17 protein-coding genes and 1 pseudogene are annotated in these 17,606 nt (G+C 74.0%); 8 read left to right on the forward strand and 10 right to left on the reverse strand.

Annotated features, from left to right (window positions below; all coding sequences use genetic code 11):
* Positions 1-13: 13 nt before the first annotated feature.
* The gene (locus tag ACZ597_RS26595) at positions 14-397 is read right to left on the reverse strand and encodes a cold-shock protein (RefSeq protein WP_007265584.1); all 384 of its coding nucleotides are present in this window, start codon (positions 395-397) and stop codon (positions 14-16) included.
* A 177-nt stretch (positions 398-574) separates the two neighbouring features.
* Between ACZ597_RS26595 and ACZ597_RS26600 the strand changes: the two genes are divergently transcribed.
* Entirely contained in the window at positions 575-829 is a 255-nt protein-coding gene (locus ACZ597_RS26600; RefSeq protein WP_471334893.1) for a hypothetical protein, read from the forward strand.
* A 17-nt stretch (positions 830-846) separates the two neighbouring features.
* Here the strand turns inward: ACZ597_RS26600 and ACZ597_RS26605 are convergent, their stop codons facing one another.
* Entirely contained in the window at positions 847-1,488 is a 642-nt protein-coding gene (locus ACZ597_RS26605; protein ID WP_471334896.1) for an HAD family hydrolase, read from the reverse strand.
* Between the two features lie 155 nt (positions 1,489-1,643).
* On the opposite strand from ACZ597_RS26605, the pseudogene ACZ597_RS26610 reads away from it, so the two are divergent.
* Positions 1,644-1,916, forward strand: a pseudogene (locus tag ACZ597_RS26610) (HD domain-containing protein); the annotation flags it as partial.
* A 631-nt stretch (positions 1,917-2,547) separates the two neighbouring features.
* Here ACZ597_RS26610 and ACZ597_RS26615 read toward each other — a convergent pair.
* The gene (locus ACZ597_RS26615; RefSeq protein WP_471334898.1) at positions 2,548-3,507 is read right to left on the reverse strand and encodes a hypothetical protein; all 960 of its coding nucleotides are present in this window, start codon (positions 3,505-3,507) and stop codon (positions 2,548-2,550) included.
* A gap of 63 nt (positions 3,508-3,570) precedes the next feature.
* Here ACZ597_RS26615 and ACZ597_RS26620 point away from each other — a divergent pair, with 63 nt between their 5' ends.
* Positions 3,571-6,042: a helicase-associated domain-containing protein gene (locus ACZ597_RS26620; RefSeq protein WP_471334900.1), complete on the forward strand. Its 2,472-nt coding sequence runs from the start codon at positions 3,571-3,573 to the stop codon at positions 6,040-6,042.
* Positions 6,043-6,102: 60 nt separating this feature from the next.
* Complete coding sequence (locus tag ACZ597_RS26625) at positions 6,103-6,771, forward strand: DUF4291 domain-containing protein (protein WP_471334902.1); 669 nt, start codon at positions 6,103-6,105, stop codon at positions 6,769-6,771.
* On the opposite strand, the gene ACZ597_RS26630 is transcribed toward ACZ597_RS26625, so the two are convergent.
* Positions 6,756-7,223, reverse strand: a complete 468-nt coding sequence (locus ACZ597_RS26630; protein ID WP_471334904.1) for an N-acetyltransferase — start codon at positions 7,221-7,223, stop codon at positions 6,756-6,758. The two genes, ACZ597_RS26625 and ACZ597_RS26630, sit on opposite strands and share 16 nt — an antisense overlap.
* Positions 7,224-7,354: 131 nt before the next feature.
* Here ACZ597_RS26630 and ACZ597_RS26635 point away from each other — a divergent pair, with 131 nt between their 5' ends.
* Positions 7,355-8,998, forward strand: a complete 1,644-nt coding sequence (locus ACZ597_RS26635; RefSeq protein WP_471334906.1) for a DNA repair helicase XPB — start codon at positions 7,355-7,357, stop codon at positions 8,996-8,998.
* Here ACZ597_RS26635 and ACZ597_RS26640 read toward each other — a convergent pair.
* A complete protein-coding gene (locus ACZ597_RS26640; RefSeq protein WP_471334908.1) occupies positions 8,964-9,845 on the reverse strand; it encodes a glycosyltransferase family 87 protein in 882 nt (293 codons plus the stop codon). The genes ACZ597_RS26635 and ACZ597_RS26640 overlap by 35 nt on opposite strands.
* Positions 9,846-9,937: 92 nt before the next feature.
* Positions 9,938-10,123: a hypothetical protein gene (locus tag ACZ597_RS26645; RefSeq protein ID WP_471334910.1), complete on the reverse strand. Its 186-nt coding sequence runs from the start codon at positions 10,121-10,123 to the stop codon at positions 9,938-9,940.
* Between the two features lie 445 nt (positions 10,124-10,568).
* Here ACZ597_RS26645 and ACZ597_RS26650 point away from each other — a divergent pair, with 445 nt between their 5' ends.
* Positions 10,569-12,551 (forward strand): HelD family protein, encoded by a 1,983-nt coding sequence (locus ACZ597_RS26650; RefSeq protein ID WP_471335183.1) that lies wholly within the window; start codon positions 10,569-10,571, stop codon positions 12,549-12,551.
* 425 nt (positions 12,552-12,976) lie between these two features.
* Here ACZ597_RS26650 and ACZ597_RS26655 read toward each other — a convergent pair whose 3' ends face one another.
* On the reverse strand, positions 12,977-13,669 hold the full coding sequence (locus ACZ597_RS26655) for a copper homeostasis protein CutC (RefSeq protein WP_471334912.1): 693 nt from the start codon (positions 13,667-13,669) through the stop codon (positions 12,977-12,979).
* A gap of 109 nt (positions 13,670-13,778) precedes the next feature.
* On the opposite strand from ACZ597_RS26655, the gene ACZ597_RS26660 reads away from it, so the two are divergent.
* Both ACZ597_RS26660 and ACZ597_RS26665 read left to right on the forward strand, forming a co-directional pair.
* Positions 13,779-14,429, forward strand: coding sequence for an HD domain-containing protein (locus ACZ597_RS26660; RefSeq protein WP_471334915.1), 651 nt, complete (start codon positions 13,779-13,781; stop codon positions 14,427-14,429).
* An 87-nt stretch (positions 14,430-14,516) separates the two neighbouring features.
* On the forward strand, positions 14,517-15,737 hold the full coding sequence (locus tag ACZ597_RS26665) for a Cmx/CmrA family chloramphenicol efflux MFS transporter (RefSeq protein ID WP_471334917.1): 1,221 nt from the start codon (positions 14,517-14,519) through the stop codon (positions 15,735-15,737).
* On the opposite strand, the gene ACZ597_RS26670 is transcribed toward ACZ597_RS26665, so the two are convergent.
* Genes ACZ597_RS26670 through ACZ597_RS26680 form a run of 3 tightly spaced genes read right to left on the reverse strand, consistent with a single transcriptional unit; the run spans position 15,724 to position 17,474 of the window.
* On the reverse strand, positions 15,724-16,803 hold the full coding sequence (locus ACZ597_RS26670; protein WP_471334920.1) for a hypothetical protein: 1,080 nt from the start codon (positions 16,801-16,803) through the stop codon (positions 15,724-15,726). The genes ACZ597_RS26665 and ACZ597_RS26670 overlap by 14 nt on opposite strands.
* Before the next feature lie 13 nt (positions 16,804-16,816).
* Positions 16,817-17,089: a DUF4031 domain-containing protein gene (locus ACZ597_RS26675; protein ID WP_469426720.1), complete on the reverse strand. Its 273-nt coding sequence runs from the start codon at positions 17,087-17,089 to the stop codon at positions 16,817-16,819.
* 7 nt (positions 17,090-17,096) lie between these two features.
* On the reverse strand, positions 17,097-17,474 hold the full coding sequence (locus ACZ597_RS26680) for a hypothetical protein (protein WP_125604175.1): 378 nt from the start codon (positions 17,472-17,474) through the stop codon (positions 17,097-17,099).
* Between the last annotated feature and the right edge of the window lie 132 nt (positions 17,475-17,606).

A 17,606-nucleotide genomic window follows, 5' to 3' on the forward strand; every position in this document is an offset into this window, starting at 1 on the left:
CGGACTACACGTACTACACGTCGAGCTGGTCGGCCACCGCGCGCAGCAGGCCGGCGATCTTCGTGCCGTGCGACTTGTCGGGGTAGCGGCCCCGCTCCAGCATCGGGGTGATGTTCTCGAGCAGCGTCGTCAGGTCCTGCACGATCGAGGCGAGCTCGTCGGGCTTGCGGCGCTGGGCGGCCGCCACCGAGGGCGCCGGATCCAGCACCGTCACCGAAAGTGCCTGGTCACCGCGCTGTCCCGCGACGACTCCGAATTCCACCCGCTGCCCGGGCTTCAGGGCGTCGACCCCGGCCGGGAGCACCGACGAGTGCACGAAGACGTCGCCGCCGTCGTCACGGGAGAGAAAGCCGAAGCCCTTCTCGCTGTTGAACCACTTGACCTTGCCGGTAGGCACGTCCGTCCTCTGTCCTTGTGCTCGTCGGGTCCGGGTGACCGTCGTGAACGGCTCCGGATAGCAGTACAGCGGGTCCTTCGACCCGCCTCCTCCAGGCTAATGGTCCAGAAACCGCCGACAAGACGTTCCCCGGTCCTTCCCGCTCCACCGCTTCGGCCAGGGAACTACCCTGGTGGGGTGACTGTTACTCCTCATCCCGACGAAGCACGGCCCGGCGACGGCCTGATCAAGGCCGGTGGCATCGTGTTCATCGTGGGCGCCCTGGCGACCCTGGCGACGATGGCCCCGCTGTTCCTGGGCACCGACCCGTTCCCGCCGTACGCGTGGGCCGTGTGCATGCTCATGGGCGTCGGCTTCGCCATCTCCGCGGCGGGCGTGCTGCGTTCCGCCGCCGCGCAGCGCAAAGCGGCCCGGGCGTCCCAGGCCGCCTGACGCCTTCCGCCGGGCCCTCAGGCCGCGCGGGTCCGCTCGTACTCCGCGAGCCACTGCGGCAGCTCCGTGAGGTCGGCCAGCACCACGTCCGCACCGGCCTCGCGCAGCTCCGACTCCGCGCACGGCCCGGTCGGCACGGCCACCGACAGCGCGCCGGCGGTCCGGGCGCCGCGCACGTCGCCGATGTGGTCGCCGACGTAGATTTGCGCCCCGTACTCGCGCAGCGCCTCGGCCTTGGCCTCGGCCCAGAGCCAGCCGATGACGGCGTCGGGTTCGATCCCCAGGTGCTCCAGGTGGTGCCGGGCGTTGGGCTCGTTCTTCGCCGTCACGACGATGGCCCGCCCGCCGAGCGCCTGGACGGCCTTGATCGCCTCACGGGCGCCGGGCATGGCGGGGGTCGGCTCGATCGCGTGGTCGACGTACATCCCCCGGTAGAGGTCCGCCATCGCCGGGACCTCCTCCTCGGGGAACCAGTAGGCGAGCTCCTGCTCCAGCGGCGGCCCGAGGCGCGTGACGACCTCGTCGGCGTTGACGTACGTCCCGGTCTTGGCGGACAGCGCCTCGAACGCCGCCTTGATGCCGGGGCGGGAGTCGATGAGCGTCATGTCGAGGTCGAAACCGACGGTGAGCTGTGCGGGGATGGCGCTGCCTGAGGTCATACCGCCATTGTGCCGAGGCTCCACCGGGGTGCGGAACCGTGAGCGGAGGTTGGCTTGCCCACTGCCGTTTTTTGGCGAGATGTCGGCTATGTACCGATTCACTTGACGGGGACTTGACGCGGACCTGAACGACGGGAAGCTACGCAGCTCACGCCGCAGCCTTCCTCGCCGTCTGGCACGACACGCAGGAAACCCGCAGTTACGAGGCCAAGGAGACACCCGAGTCCATCTGCGCCCGGGACGCCGACAAGCTGGAATGCATGCTCCAAGGCATCGAGTACAAGGCCCAGGGCTACGCGAACGCACAACGCCGGATCGACAACAGCCGTGGCCGACTGACCACCGAAGCCGCGCAGCGCCTCGCCGACGAACTCCTGGCCCAAGGCACCCTGGACTGGTTGCGCACAGCCATGGGCGAACAGCCCTGACGCGCCCCTGGTGCCGGTATCAGCCCGAGACGGCTGTCAGCCGCCGAGATCAGAGAAACGCGTAGCGATCCGACGCGCCCATCCGCTCCCTGCGCTGCTCTGATCAACCTCTGGTGCGGGTATCAGCCCCAGGCGGTCGGTGGACGCCGAGACGGCAGAAGCGCGTAGCGATCTGCCGCGCTTGGGGGCTCCGGAGGTCGCTCTGATCAACCTCTCGTGCGCATAGGCACGCCCCGGCTCGGAAACTCGACTCTTGAGGGCCCGGATGCCCGGCCGGCCAAGGCCCGGCCCTCGCCTCGCCACTGAGGGAGCCGCCCCTCCCCCTCCTCCCCCGTGACCGTTCTTTTGGGGGTTTCCCGGCAGTCTTTCGGCTTTCCGGGGCGGGTCGGTCGGTCAAGGGTGGCCGAAGGCCATCGCGAAGCGACGCGAACGCAGTGAGCGCCCTTGAGGGACCGGCACGACACGGAAGGACGATGGGACTGACGGGAAACCCCCAAACCAGCTACGAGACCGCCCGAGGGGTCCCGCTCCCGCCCCACCGGCCCGCAGACGGGGAGGCGGGTGGGCAACTACCGACCCGCCCGGACGGGTCGAGGGGGAGATAGCGGGCCCGCACCGCAAGCCCCGCCCCCTACCGCCGCCGCGACCGCCACAGCAGGTACGCCGCCGTGACCGCGCCCGCCGTGCGGGCCAGGGTGGGCCAGAGGGACTGGAAGGACGGGCCGACCTGGTCGGAGGGGATGGGGGTGCCCCAGTGGCCGGCGGCGCGGCCCCAGAGCCAGAGCATGGCCAGGGTGAACACCGCGGCGGGCAGGCCGAGGAGTACCCACTTGCGTTCGCGGGGTCCGAGCACGCCGGAGGCGTACGCCACCAGTGCGCCGGCGCCGAGCAGCAGCCAGTACGCGGTGAGCGCCCCCGCCAGGAGCAGTACCGCCGCCAGTACGAGGAACGCGTGCGGGCGGGGCCTGGGTTCCCCTTCCGGGGCGGCGGCCTTCTTCTTCTCGCGCCGGTCGCGCAGGAACCGTACGAGGCCCCCTGCCGCGGCGGCCGGGCCGGCGGCGGGGTCCGGGGCGGCATCCCGTTTCTCCTTCGCCGCCCGCCGCTCCTCCGCCTCCTCCCCGAAGAGGTCCGGGATCTCGATGCCGCCGGCGAAGCCCTCCACCTGCGGCCCCCTCCCGGAGGCGCCCGGGGACAGGCTCCACCAGTCGGGTTCGGCTCCGCCGGAGGGCCCGAGTTCGTCGAGCCCGGCCAGGTGCGGCGGGACGTTCCGCGGGACGTTCCGCGGGGCGTTGTCGGGGCCCCGCTGGGTCGGCACCGCCGGGGCGGCCGGTGCTGCCGACGGGGCGGACAGGGCAGCCGACCGGGCCGCGCCGACCGTGTCGAGGACCTCCTCCGGCGTGCCGATGCGCTCCAGGATTCCGCGTACGGCGGCCGGGGTGTCGGGCTCGTACTTGGCGCGGCGGCGGTCGATCTCGTCCCGCAGCCCCGAAACCAGGCGCATCCGGTCCCCGGACGACAGCTGCCGCCGCGCCGCCAAGTCCCCGACGCGGCTCAGATATTCGTAGACCAGATGGTCGCTCTCGATCCCCACGCCCCCGACGGTAGCGCGTGCGTCCGTGGAGCGGCCGACGACGCAGCGGATACCGTTGGCCGGATGGGGACCGGCCGACGGTCCGGCCGGCGTGACCAGGAGGCGACCAACGTGCCCGAGGCAAGTACTGCTGCGGCGAACGCCCCGCGCTCCCTCGCCGAGGCGCTCCGCGCCCGCGACGACGTGGCGCTCGCCGCCCTGCTGCACGCCCGCCCCGATCTGCTGAACCCGGTGCCCGGCGACGTCACCCAGCTGGCCACCCGCGCCGGCACCCGGGCGTCGGTGGTGCGCGCCCTGGACCGGCTGGACCGGTTCGCGCTCCAGACGGCCGAGGCCCTCGCGGTGGCCCCGGACCCGTGCCCGTACCCGGTGCTGGAGGAGCTGCTCACCGGGACCGGCGGCGAGGACGCCGAGGCCCGCGACGCGCTCCCGCGGGCGCTGGGGACGCTGCGGGACCAGGCTCTGGTGTGGGGGGACGAGGACCGGCTGCGGCTGGTCCGCACCGCCCGGGAGCTGCTGGCCCCGTCGGCGCAGCGGCCCTCCCCGACGGGACTGGGGCCGACGGTCGCCGAGGCGACGGCGGGGATGTCGCCGACCCGGGTGCAGGAGATCGTTGCGGCGGCGGGGCTTCCGGCGACGCACGACCCGGTGTCGGCGGTGGCGGCGCTGACCGGGCTGTTCACCGACCCGGAGCGGATGTCGGCGCTGCTGGACGCGGCTCCGGCGGAGGCGCACCAGGTGCTGGGGCGGCTCGTGTGGGGGCCGCCGTACGGGGAGGTGACCCCGGATCCGACGCCGCCGGTGCGCTGGCTGCGCGACCGGGGGCTGCTGCTGCCGGCTTCGCCGCGGACGGTCGTACTGCCGAGGGAGGTGGCGCTGCACCTGCGCGGCGGGCTGGCGCACCGGCGTACGGAGCCGCTGGCACCGGTGGTCGGCGTGCACCGGGAGCACCGTCCACAGCTTGTGGACGCGAACGCGGCGGGGCAGGCGCTGGCGGCGCTGGCCACCGTCGAGGAGCTGGTGAAGTCCTGGGAGCACGCGGGGCCGCTGGTGCTGCGGGCGGGCGGGCTGGCGGTGCGGGACCTGAAGCGGACGGCGGCGGCGCTGGACACGTCGGAGTCCGAGGCGGCGTTCTGGGTGGAGCTGGCGTACGCGGCGGGGCTGCTGGCCAGTGACGGGGAGGCCGACGAGCGGTACGCGCCGACGCCCGCCTTCGACGACTGGCGGGAGCTGCCGCCCGCGCAGCGGTGGGCGGCGCTGGCCGCGGCCTGGCTGCCGGCCACCCGCACGTCGGGGCTGGCCGGGGAGCAGGACGCGAAGGGCCGCACCCTGTCGACGCTCGGTCCGGACCTGGACCGTTCGGCGGCGCCTGAGGTGCGGCGGCGGGTCCTGGACCTGGTCGGGGAGCTGCCGGAGGGCGGGGTGCCCGACCCGGAGGCGGTGCTGGAGCGGCTCGCCTGGGAGCGGCCGGCGCGCGGTACGAGCGATCTGCGGGCCCGGCTCGCGCGGTGGACGCTGCACGAGGCCGAGGTGCTGGGTGTCACGGGGCGGGGTGCGCTCAGCGGGTTCGGGCGGGCGCTGCTGGAGCACGGGGACGCGGCGGGGCTGCTGGCGCCGCTGCTGCCGGAGCCCGTGGACCACGTGCTGTTGCAGGCGGACCTGACGGCGGTGGCGCCGGGGCCGCTGCTGCGTCCGCTGGCGGAGATGCTGGCGGTGCTCGCGGAGGTGGAGTCCAAGGGCGGGGCGACGGTGTACCGGTTCACGCCGGGTTCGGTGCGGCGGGCGCTGGACTCGGGGCAGGCCGCCTCGGACCTGCACGCTTTCCTCGCCGAGCACAGCCGTACGCCCGTGCCGCAGCCGCTGGCGTACCTGATCGACGACGTGGCGCGGCGGCACGGGCACCTGCGGGTCGGCTCGGCGTCCTCGTACGTGCGCTGCGACGACGACGCCATGCTGGGCGAGATCCTGGCCGACAAGCGGTCGGCGTCCCTGGGTCTGCGGCGTCTCGCGCCGACGGTGCTGGCGGCGCAGGCGGACCCGGCGGCGCTGCTGGACGGGCTGCGGGCGATGGGGTTCGCCCCGGCGGCGGAGTCCCGTACGGGCGACGTGCTGGTGGCGCGGGCCGACGCGCATCGCACCCCGGCGCGTTCGGCTCCGGTGCCGGTGCCGGACGGGCCGCCGGTGCCGGACGCGACGCTGCTGGGCGCGGCGGTACGGGCGATCCGTGCGGGCGACCTGGCGGCGACGGCGGTCCGCAAGGAGCCGGCGGCCACGTCGTCCTCGGGCGTTCCGGGGGAGCTGCCGCGGACGAGCGCGGCGGAGACCCTGGCGACGGTGCAGGCGGCGGCGCTGACGGGGTCGGCGGTGTGGATCGGGTACGTGAACGCGGACGGGGCGGCGAGCCAGCGGGTCATCGCCCCGGTGCGGGTGGAGGGCGGCTTCGTGACGGGGTACGACCACACGGCGGACGAGGTCCGCACGTACGCCCTGCACCGGATCACGGGCGTCGCGGAACTGGCGGAGGACCAGGTGTAGCGGGATTCCCCGGTGGAAAACCGCTGGTCGGCACGGGCGGCGAACCGGCACCCTGACGGCATGTCCGAAGCACCGCCCGCGGCCACGACCGCGCCCGAACCCAAAGCCGCACCCGCACCCGAATCCTCGCCCGCACCCGCACCCGAAATCCCCCGGCACCAGATCCGTGCCGCCCACACCGGCACCACCGTCACCGTCTACCAGGCCTACGCCCCGCACCTCGGCGTGCCCGCGGCCCGCGACGGGCGGTTCCCGCCCGCATGGAAGCGGGAGCGGATGACGTGGATCAAGCCGTCGTTCCTGTGGATGATGTACCGCTGCGGCTGGGCCACGAAGGCCGACCAGGAGACCGTCCTGGCGGTGGAGATCAGCCGCGAGGGCTTCGACCGGGCCCTCGCCCAGGCCTGCCTGTCGCACTACGTACCCGGCGTCCACGCGGACCGCGAGGCGTGGAAGGCGTCCCTGGCCGGCTCCCCGGCCCGGGTGCAGTGGGATCCGGAGCGGGACCTCCACCTGAACGCGCTGCCCCACCGGTCCCTGCAACTGGGCCTGTCGGGTCCGGCGTCACGGGCGTACGCCGACGAGTGGACGGTGTCCATCCGCGACGTCACCCCGCTGGCCCGCCAGGTCCACGGCCTGGTCCGCACGGGCGACCTCGACGCCGCCCGCGCGCTGCTCCCGGCCGAGACCCCCTACCCGGCGGGCCCGCTGCCTCACCTCGGCGCGTAGTCGACCAGGCCGGTCTCGAAGGGCCACACCTCGCGCAGCCAGGCGCTCACCGCCCCGTACACGACGGCGTCGAGGTGCGCACGGTCCTCACGCACCCAGGAGCTGACCCGCACGCGCCCGGCCGGCTCCTTCGACGGGTAGACGTACAGGCAGCCGATGACGTCCGCGTCCCCTTGCAGCACGCTGTACGTGAACCCGCGCCGCTCGGCGAAGTCCTGCGCGTGCCGCTCCAGGTCGGCCAGGTTCGCCTCGGCGGACATCCCCTCCAGCGGCGGCCAGTGGCGGCCGACGAAGCCGGGCGTGGCCCGGATGTGCGCGATGCTCCCGGTCCAGGCGGCGAGGTCCCTCTCGTTGTGCCCGGCCCCCAGCGGCTCCAGGCGGAAGCCGTCGCCGGCGAGGGCGCGCGGCACGTCGAAGCCGTCGGGAACGAAGGGCTGCTGATCTTCACTCATGCCCGGAAGGTACGCCGCGCGAGCGGGTGGCGGCATCGGTTTTCCCCCGGCCCGGGCCCGGCCTGAGACCCCTGTCCGCGGTGGGATGCGGCACACTGGAGGTTTGACCGGATGCAAGCGAGGTGCCGTGCGTGAATGGTCCACTGATCGTCCAAAGTGACAAGACGCTCCTTCTCGAGGTCGACCACGAGCTCGCCGGCGCCGCGCGGCGGGCCATCGCCCCCTTCGCCGAGCTGGAGCGGGCGCCCGAGCACATCCACACCTACCGGATCACCCCGCTCGGGCTGTGGAACGCCCGGGCCGCCGGGCACGACGCCGAGCAGGTCGTCGACGCGCTCGTCGAGTACTCCCGCTATCCCGTCCCGCACGCGCTGCTGGTCGACGTCGCCGAGACCATGGCCCGCTACGGGCGCCTGACCCTGTCCAAGCACCCCGTCCACGGGCTGGTGCTGACCAGCACGGACCGGCCGGTGCTGGAGGAGATCCTGCGGTCGAAGCGGATCGCCCCGCTGGTCGGGGCGCGGCTCGACGCGGACACGGTGGCCGTGCACCCCTCGGAGCGCGGGCAGATCAAGCAGACGCTGCTGAAGCTGGGCTGGCCGGCGGAGGACCTCGCCGGGTACGTGGACGGCGAGGCGCACCCGATCGAGCTGGAGGAGAACGGCTGGGCGCTGCGCCCGTACCAGGCGCAGGCCGTCGAGGGCTTCTGGCACGGCGGCTCGGGTGTGGTCGTGCTGCCGTGCGGCGCGGGCAAGACGCTGGTCGGGGCCGGTGCGATGGCCAAGGCGAAGGCGACGACGCTGATCCTGGTCACGAACACGGTGTCGGCGCGGCAGTGGAAGCACGAGCTGGTCAAGCGCACCTCCCTGACGGAGGAGGAGATCGGCGAGTACTCGGGCACGCGCAAGGAGATCCGGCCGGTCACGATCGCCACGTACCAGGTGCTGACGACCAAGCGGAAGGGCGTCTACCCGCACTTGGAGCTGTTCGACTCCCGGGACTGGGGGCTGATCCTGTACGACGAGGTGCACCTGCTTCCGGCGCCGGTGTTCAAGTTCACCGCCGATCTCCAGGCGCGGCGGCGGCTCGGTCTGACGGCCACTCTGGTCCGTGAGGACGGGCGGGAGTCGGACGTGTTCTCGCTGATCGGGCCGAAGCGGTTCGACGCGCCGTGGAAGGAGATCGAGGCGCAGGGGTACATCGCGCCGGCCGACTGCGTCGAGGTCCGCGTCAATCTGACCGAGTCCGAGCGGCTCGCGTACGCGACCGCCGAGACGGAGGAGAAGTACCGCTTCTGCGCGACCACGGCGACGAAGCGGAAGGTCACGGAGGCGCTGGTGCGCAAGCACCAGGGCGAGCAGACGCTGGTCATCGGGCAGTACATCGACCAGCTCGACGAGCTGGGCGAGCACCTGGACGCGCCCGTCATCAAGGGCGAGACCTCGAACGCGCAGCGGGAGAAGCTCTTCAACGCGTTCCGCGAGGGCGAGATCAACGTGCTGGTCGTCTCGAAGGTCGCGAACTTCTCGATCGACCTGCCGGAGGCCACCGTCGCCATCCAGGTGTCCGGCACGTTCGGCTCCCGGCAGGAGGAGGCGCAGCGCCTGGGCCGGGTGCTGCGGCCGAAGGCGGACGGGCACGAGGCGCGGTTCTACTCGGTCGTGGCGCGCGACACGATCGACCAGGACTTCGCCGCCCACCGCCAGCGCTTCCTGGCGGAACAGGGCTACGCCTACCGGATCATGGACGCGGACGAGCTCCTCGCGAGCGACTGACCGGGCCCTCGGAGGGCGGCCGCGGGGCCGGGATCCGGCCGGCCGCCTGCGGGCGGTGGCCGTGGCCGCCGTGGTTGCCCTGGTACTCGTGGTCGTCGTGGTCGTCGTGGTGGCGGGTGCGGAGGTGGTGGGCCGCGCCCGTCAGGGCGGTGAGGAGCGGTACCGCCCACACCCACAGGTGCGGCCACTCCCGCAGCAGGGCCCGGCCGGTCACCGGGACGTGGTGGGCCCAGAAGTCGGCGGAGGCCTCCGGGAGCACCAGCAGGCCGAGCAGGGCGGTGCCGCCGAAGCCCGCCAGGGCGGTCAGTGCGGCCCGGACGCGCCGGGTCAGCAGCAGGTACGGGATGAGGAGCGCCGGGGTCAGGATGATCCCGGCGGCGACGCCCAGGGCGAAGCCCTTGCCGAGGGCGGCGCGCGGCCGGCCGAGGTCCCAAACGGCGAGGCAGGTCAGCGCCAGGTTGATCTGCCCCGGCAACGGGCTCTGGAACAGCGGCTCCAGCCACATCCCGGCGATGGTGGCGGCCAGGACCGGACCCCGCCGGGCCCGTACTCCCGCGAGCCGGCAGGAGAGCACGATCAGCAGGGCGAGCAGGCCGGCGTTCCCGAGGACGAGGACGGCCTTGAGGACGCCCGCCGGGAGCCAGGCGGCGGGCGTGAAGAGGATCGCGGCGAACGGCGGATAGGCACTGGGCGGGTGCCACTCGGCGGCGGAGAAGCCGCTGAGGACGGCGTCGGCCATCGGGATGCGCAGGGCGATGCACAGGACGCCCAGAGCGAGCAGCGAGCCTGTGACCAGCACAGCTGCGAGTGGTGGGGGTGGGGAAGCGGAGGCGGGGCTGCGGGTCACGCGCGTGACCCTAGTGGATCGGCGCACGGCTACCGCCGGGTTCAGGCCAAGGCTTTGCACGTTCCCGCGCAAGGGGTCTGTGGCCGGGGGCGTCAGCGGCGTATGACGCCCGCGTCCTCGGCGTACTCACCGAGGACGACCACGCTCATGGCGGTAGCGGCGAAGACCTTCGCGGCGCGCAGGACATCGCCGACGCGGTGGCGCGGACGCTGGTCGGAGGTGGCGGTGGCCCCGCTGGGGAGGCCACCTTGGACCGGGGTGAAGGTTGCGGTGCTCATGTATCCATGGTGCGTTTTTCCCCCTCTGCGCACATCGCCCTCGGGACGGAACCTGCGGCCCTTCCGTGTCCTCCTCGGGGCCCATGGCATCCCCTAGTGGCTCTGCCGAAGGTCTGACACTCCCCGGTATGACACCCGTACGGAGGTCCCGGTCCCCAGGACTTCCGGCCCCCGATATCCATTCGCGCCGTCCCGCCCGGCTGACTACAATCTCCGCTCTTGCCGCCTCCCGCCGCCCCATCGGGGAGAGCCGCCTTCCGGCCGGAAACCGGGGGCTTCCCGTACCGCACCGACGTAGCACCAGACCACAGCAGCTGGAGGCCCTCCCGTGTCCGCGCACGCCCCCGAGACCGCACCCGACACCGACGCAGAGGCCACCGGTTCCGCCGATCCGCTCGGCCGCGAACGGGCCCACCTGGCCGCCTCGCGCTCCGCCCTGCGCGCCATGCGCGAGGACGTCGAGGCCCTCGACATCCGCGACGTCACCGCGAACTGGGTCAACGCCGCAGTCCTCCAGGCGCAGATCGACGACCGCATCAGGGCACTGGCCGACCTCGCCCACACCCCGCTCTTCTTCGGCCGCCTCGACTACCTGCACGCGCCGGGCGCCGAGCTGGCCGAGGGCGCCGGGGGCGAGCAGTTCTACATCGGCCGCCGCCACGTCCACGACGCCGAGGGCGACCCGATGGTGATCGACTGGCGCGCGCCGGTCTCCCAGCCCTTCTACCGCGCCTCCAAGGCCGACCCGCAGGACGTCGGGCTGCGCCGCCGCTTCGGCTACACCGGCGGCGAGCTGACCGCGTACGAGGACGAGCACCTCTCCGACCCGGCCGAGTCGGCGGCCGTCAGCAAGCTGCTCCAGCAGGAGATCGAGCGGCCCCGCGTCGGCCCCATGCGCGACATCGTCGCGACGATCCAGCCCGAGCAGGACGAGATCGTCCGCTCCGGCCTGTCGGGCTCGGTCTGCGTGCAGGGCGGCCCCGGCACCGGTAAGACGGCCGTCGGCCTGCACCGCGTCGCGTACCTGCTGTACGCGCACCGCGAGCGCCTCGCCCGCACCGGGACGCTGGTCATCGGGCCGAACCGTTCCTTCCTGCACTACATCGAGCAGGTCCTGCCGGCCCTGGGCGAGCTGGAGGTCAAGCAGGCCACCGTCGACGACCTCGTCGCCCGCCCGGGACTGGAGGTGCGAGGCGCCGACGCCGCCGCCACGGCGGTGGTCAAGGGCGACGCCCGGATGGCGGAGGTGCTGCGCCGCGCGGTCCGCTCGCACGTCACCGCCCCGGCGGAGCCCCTGATGGTGGTGCGCGGCTCGCGCCGGTGGCGGGTGCCCGCGTACGAGCTGGAGGAGATCGTCACCGAGCTCCAGGAGCGCGACATCCGCTACGGCGCCGCCCGCGACGCGCTGCCGCAGCGGATCGCGCACGCGGTGCTCGTACGCATGGAGCAGGCGGGCGAGGCGCCGGACGACCGGGTGCAGGACGCGGTGGCCCGCAACGCGGCGGTGAAGGCCGCGGTCAAGGCGGTCTGGCCGGTGGTCGACCCGGCGAAGCTGGTGCTGCGGCTGCTGTCGGACGCGGAGTTCCTGGCGCTGCACGCGGAGGGGGTCTTCACGGAGGACGAGCAGAAGCTGCTGCTGTGGCCGAAGCCGTTCCGGAGCGTGCGGTCGGCGAAGTGGTCGGCGGCGGACCTGGTGCTGATCGACGAGGCGTCGGACCTGGTGGAGCGGACGCATTCGCTCGGCCACGTCGTCCTCGACGAGGCGCAGGACCTGTCCCCGATGCAGTACCGGGCGGTCGGGCGCCGCTGCACGACGGGCTCGGCGACGGTACTGGGCGACCTCGCGCAGGGCACCACCCCGTGGGCCACCCGCAGCTGGGACGAGGCGCTGACGCACCTGGGCAAGCCGGAGGCGGTGCTGGAGGAGCTGACGGCGGGCTTCCGCGTACCGCGCGAGGTGATCGCGTACGCGTCGCGGCTGCTGCCGGCGATCTCGCCGGGGCTGGCGGCCGTGTCCTCGGTGCGTGAGGCCCCGGGGTCGCTGACGGTGACGCCGTCGTCGTCGGACGCCCTGACGGCGGACGTCGTCGCCGCGTGCCGGGCGTCGCTCGCGCACGAGGGGTCGATCGGGCTGATCGCGGCGGACGCGCGTGTGCCGGTGCTGGCGGAGGCCTTGGCGGAGGCGGGCCTCGCGTACCTCTCGCCGGGCGAGGAGACCACGGCGGAGTCCCGCCTGACCCTGGTGCCGGCGTCGCTGGCGAAGGGTCTGGAGTACGACTACGTGGTACTGGACGAGCCGGCGGCGATCGTCGACGGCGAGCCGGACGAGCGCACCGGGCTGCGGCGGCTGTACGTCTGCCTCACCCGAGCCGTCTCCGGCCTCACGGCCCTCCACGCCGCCCCCCTGCCGGAGGCGCTCGTTCTTTGACGCGCCGCACGCGCGGCTCGGCGGCCACACCTTGCTTCACGCACCGCTCGCACGGCCCGGCCGCGGGCGGCCTCCCCGGCTCCGCGCCGCTGCGCCGGCCTCCGGCCGTCGGGTGAGGGGCGGTGCCCGTGGCCGGGGCCGGTGGGCGGGTGCGGGTGGGTGTGCCGCTGCGCGGGGCGAGGTCCCCTCCCCGCCCTTCCACCGTTCCCCGGGCGCTGCCCGGACCCGCGCCTCAAACGCCGGCGGGGCTGGATCTTCCAGCCCCGCCGGCGTTTGAGGCGCGGGGGTCTGGGGGCGAAGCCCCCAGGGGGTCCGGGCACAGCCCGGGGAACGGCGGAAGGGCGGGGAGGGGCAAGCCCCGCAGGGCCCGCACGGCACGCCCCGGACCCCGGCGAGCCCCGCGCGGCAGCGCAGCGGCCGGGCCGCTAGGCCAGCGCGGCTCGCCAGTCCGCGACCGCCGCCGCGGAGACCGGGCGGTCCCACCCGGAGGGACGGGCCGCGCCGCCGATGTGGAACGCGTCGATCCCCGCCTCCCGCAGCACCGGCAGGTGCGACAGGGCCAGGCCGCCGCCGACCAGGATCCGCGGCCCGTACCCCGGCTCACCGCGCCGGCCCGCCGCGGCCTCCGCCAGCAGCACCGGGAGCCCGTCCGTGACCCCGGTCGCCGCGCCCGCCGTCAGGTACGTGTCCAGCCCCGGCAGGTCCGCGAGGGCCTTGCGCAGGCCGTCCCGGTCCGCGGCGCGGTCGATCGCGCGGTGGAAGGTCCAGCGGCAGCCGTCCAGCTCCGCGAGCACCGCCTCGACCGCGTCGAGGTCCGGGCTGCCGTCCGGGTGCAGGAAGCCGAGGACGAACTCCTCCGCGCCCTCCGCCCGCAGCCCCCGCGCCGTCTCCACCAGCACGGAGACGTCGCCCGCCGCGAACCCGTCCGACGTGCGGAGCATCACGCGCAGCGGGATGTCGACCGCCGCCCTGATCGCCGCGAAGGTCTCGCGCGGCGGGGTGAGCCCGTCGGCGGCCATGTCGGTGACCAGTTCGAGTCGGTCCGCCCCACCTGCCTGGGCGGCGACCGCGTCCTCCGCGTCGAGGGCGATCACCTCCAGGAGCGCACGGTTGCTCATGTGATCCCATCCTTATGCCCATATGGAAAATAGGTCTAGTCCAATATCCAGGGTACGGGCCTCACCCCGCGCTCCACCAGCAGAATCGCGTCACCCCCACAATGTCCGCATGGACACGCCCGAGACGACGCCCGACACCGCCGCGCTCCGCGCCCGCTGGGACGCCACCGCCACCGCCGCCGGCGCCACCCGCGACCCCGCCCCCTACGCCGACCGCCTCCTCGCCGCCTGGGCCGAGCCACAGCGCCGGTACCACACCACCGCCCACCTGGCCGACGTACTGGCACGGATCGACGTACTGGCCGGCCACGCCGAAGACCCCGCCGCCGTCGAGCTCGCCGCCTGGTTCCACGACGCCGTCTACCGCCCCGACCGCTCCGAGAACGAGGAGCGCAGCGCCGCCCTCGCCGAGCGCGCCCTGCCCGAGCTGGGCGTCGGCCCGGCCCGCACCGCCGAGGCGGCCCGCCTGGTGCGGCTCACCGTCACCCACGACCCCGCCCCCGGCGACACCAACGGCGAGGCCCTCTGCGACGCCGACCTCGGCGTCCTCGCCGGCACCCCGGACGCGTACGCCGCCTACGCCGCCGCCGTCCGCGCCGAGTACGGCTTCGTACCCGACGAGGCCTTCCGCACCGGCCGCGCCGCCGTGCTGCGGCAGCTCCTCGCCCTCCCCCGCCTCTTCCGCACCCCGTACGGCGCCGCGAACTGGGAGGCCCCGGCACGCCGCAACCTGGAGGCGGAGCTGGCCGCCCTGACCTGACATACGGCACGTCAGCCGGGAATGCGCCCCACTTCGAGGCGGTTCGGGTAGAACATGCCCGCAGCCTCCGCAAGATCCGCGTCCCGCATGCCCGTGGCCGTCTACGTCCTCGGCCTGTCCGTCTTCGCGCTCGGCACCAGCGAATTCATGCTGTCCGGCCTGCTCCCGCCCATCGCCGAGGACATGGGCGTCACGATCCCGCAGGCGGGCCTGCTGATATCCGCGTTCGCGATCGGCATGGTCGTCGGGGCGCCGCTGCTGGCCGTCGCCACCCTGCGCCTCCCGCGCCGCACCACCCTCATCGCCCTCATCAGCCTCTTCGGCCTCGGCCAGGTGGCGGGCGCGCTGGCACCCTCGTACGAGCTCCTCTTCGCCTCCCGCGTGGTGTCGGCCCTCGCCTGCGCCGGCTTCTGGGCCGTCGGCGCGGCCGTCGCCATCGCCATGGTCGACAAGGACCAGCGGGCCCGCGCCATGTCCGTCATGATCGGCGGGCTGTCCATCGCCAACGTCCTCGGCGTCCCGGCCGGCGCCTTCCTCGGCGAGCACCTCGGCTGGCGCGCCGCCTTCTGGTCGGTCGGAGCGGCCTCCGCCATCGCCCTCGCAGGCATCCTGGCGCTGATCCCGAAGATCCCGCTGCCCGACGAGAAGCCCCGCCTCGGCCGCGAGCTGCGCATCTACCGGGACCGCCAGGTGTGGCTGTCCATCGGCGTCACGGCCCTGGCCGCCGGCGGCGTCTTCTGCGCCTTCAGCTACCTGTCGCCGCTTCTCACGGACGTGGCCGGACTGGACTCGAAGTGGGTGCCGTGGATCCTGGGCCTGTTCGGCGTCGGCGCGCTGATCGGCACCACCGTCGGCGGGCGGATCGCCGACGCGCACCTGTTCGGGGTGATGCTCTGGGGCATCACCGCCTCGACGGTGTTCCTCGGCGCCCTCACCGTGCTGGCCTCCAGCGCGGCCGCCGCGATCGCCCTGTCGTTCCTGCTCGGCGTCTCGGCGTTCTTCACCGCGCCGGCCCTGAACGCCCGGATGTTCAACGTCGCCGGAGCCGCCCCCACCCTCGCCGGGGCCACCACCACCGCCGCGTTCAACCTCGGCAACACCGGCGGCCCCTGGCTCGGCGGCACGGTCATCGACGCCGGCTTCGGCTTCTCCTCCCCGGCGTGGGCGGGCGCGGCCATGACCGTCACCGCGATCGGCCTGACGGCCATCGCCCTCCGCCTGGAGCGGCGTACCTCGGCCGGTGCGACCCGGGTCGTCGCCGGGTCGGGCGACCGTCGGGTGCCCGTGGACAGCGTCAGGGGTACGTGAACGGCATCGAGTGGCCGCGCATCGGGTCCTTCATCAGGTACTGCACGCTCTGTCCCACCGCGGTGGTGGTGACGTGGACTTCGTAGCGGCCGGCCTTGAGCGGGCCGGCGACCGGTACCTCGAACCGCTGCGGTTCGCCCGTTGCCCGGAAGGTCCGCGTCGCGGGCCCCCCGGACGGGAACTCATAGGTGTTGTCCGGCCCGGTCAGCCAGAGGCCCAGCGATACGTCCTTCGAGGCGGTGGTCGTCTCCACGTAGCCCACCATGATGATCCGCCCGCCGACTTTCGCGAAGCAGACCGTCTCCTTGACGTCCGCGACGTTGGACGTCGTGTGTCCGCCCCCGCACTGCTCCCCAGTGGGGTTCGCCGGCGGTGACGCCGCCGCCTTCTGCGGGGCCGACGCGGAGGCCGTCGGGGCCGAGGGGGACGGCGACGCGGAGGCCGAGGTCGACGGGGGCGCGGGCGGCGGGGCGAGGACTCCCTTCCCCGACGCCGCCGGCGCTGCCTCGGCGGCGGTCCGGTCCCGCTGACCGTCCCCGCCGGGCCGGTGCAGGAACATCGCCACGATCGCGACCATCGCCACCAGCACCAGCGCCCCGCCCCCGGCCAGGACGCCGGCCCGGAGGCCGCTCCCGCCGCTGCCCGCCGCGCGGGCCGGCTTCGGACGGGGGGCCTTGGCCGGGGCGATCACCTCCGCGCTGCCGCCCAGCGGCTGGACCAGCAGGGTCACCGGGGTCTGTGCCCGCCCCCGGGACCGGCCCTCCTGCGGCGTGAACTGGTCCTTGACGTGGCCCACCAGCGCGTTGAGGTCCGGGTCGAGGTCCGGCGAGTGCTCCTCCAGCCAGCCCGTGACGACCGTCGAGAACTCACCTGCCCCGGCGTCCGTCCTCCCCTGGCCCGCGACCTGCCCGGCCGCCGCCGCGAACAGCGTGAACTGAGTGACCGTCTCCCGCCGCCCGGCCGGAAAGGCCGCCTGCGCGGGTCCGGGGGTGTCCTCCCGCCGACGGTGCTCGATGAACCTCGCGCAGGCGTCCACCAGGAAGACCTGCTGGGCGAAGCGCGCCACGTCCGACGGGCATTCAGGCCACAGGCGGGCGATGTTTCGGCCGTCTCAGGCCCGCCTCGGTGAGACGGCGGACCAGTTCCTTGCTGCCTATCTCCACCGCCCCCGCCGCGACCGCGTCCGCGTAGCGGTGCGAGGGCACGTCGTAGTGGTCCCGCTCGAAGGCGCGCGGCGGGCAGCCGATGCCCGCCGCGAAGGCGTGCAGCTCCTCGTACGAGACGTCGCTGACCAGGTGCGACCACAGGCGGCCGTGGCCCGGCCAGACCGGCGGGTCGATGTACACCGTCACGGGCGGCTCACCGGCCCGGGTGGAAGACGGGGCCGAGACCGCCGACGGCCGCGACCCTCACCCCGGCCTCCGAGCACACCCAGTGCGGGTCGGGCCCCAGCTCCGGTTCCACGTCCAGCGCGTGCGGATCCCCGTGCGCGCAGACGGGGCACAGCGGCCAGCGCCCGTACTTCTCCAGCAGGGCGTCCTTCACGTCCTGCGCGACGAGTCCGGCGAGGTAGTCGACTCCCTCCGGCCACTGCTCCACCCACCACCGGCGGTGCGTGACCGAGTCCTCGACGAGGGATACGACATCGGCATCGGCGACCTCACCGGCGGCGAGGTCGGCGAGAACGAGCGCACGGGCGACATGAAGCGCCTGTTCCAGGGGGGTCGCGTGGTCCATGGGCTCATTGTGAACCCGGACCTGCCACCAGACGAAGAGTCCCTTTGCGTATATTTTGCTCCGATTTCCACCATTCAGGCTCTGTGGCACCGGGGGCCGGGGGCGTGCCTTCTTGCCCCCGGCCCCGCCGGA

The organism is Streptomyces sp. NPDC040718 (assembly GCF_055593565.1).

What these genes read in the sequence shown, in the direction of transcription:
- ACZ597_RS26660 (WP_471334915.1), top strand. Translation starts at nt 13,779, where the DNA reads ATGGACACGCCCGAGACGACGCCCGACACCGCCGCGCTCCGCGCCCGC.
- ACZ597_RS26680 (WP_125604175.1), bottom strand. Translation starts at nt 17,474, where the DNA reads ATGGACCACGCGACCCCCCTGGAACAGGCGCTTCATGTCGCCCGTGCG.
- ACZ597_RS26645 (WP_471334910.1), bottom strand. Translation starts at nt 10,123, where the DNA reads ATGAGCACCGCAACCTTCACCCCGGTCCAAGGTGGCCTCCCCAGCGGG.
- ACZ597_RS26625 (WP_471334902.1), top strand. Translation starts at nt 6,103, where the DNA reads ATGTCCGAAGCACCGCCCGCGGCCACGACCGCGCCCGAACCCAAAGCC.
- ACZ597_RS26605 (WP_471334896.1), bottom strand. Translation starts at nt 1,488, where the DNA reads ATGACCTCAGGCAGCGCCATCCCCGCACAGCTCACCGTCGGTTTCGAC.
- ACZ597_RS26620 (WP_471334900.1), top strand. Translation starts at nt 3,571, where the DNA reads ATGGGGACCGGCCGACGGTCCGGCCGGCGTGACCAGGAGGCGACCAAC.
- ACZ597_RS26665 (WP_471334917.1), top strand. Translation starts at nt 14,517, where the DNA reads ATGCCCGTGGCCGTCTACGTCCTCGGCCTGTCCGTCTTCGCGCTCGGC.
- ACZ597_RS26655 (WP_471334912.1), bottom strand. Translation starts at nt 13,669, where the DNA reads ATGAGCAACCGTGCGCTCCTGGAGGTGATCGCCCTCGACGCGGAGGAC.
- ACZ597_RS26630 (WP_471334904.1), bottom strand. Translation starts at nt 7,223, where the DNA reads ATGAGTGAAGATCAGCAGCCCTTCGTTCCCGACGGCTTCGACGTGCCG.
- ACZ597_RS26650 (WP_471335183.1), top strand. Translation starts at nt 10,569, where the DNA reads ATGCGCGAGGACGTCGAGGCCCTCGACATCCGCGACGTCACCGCGAAC.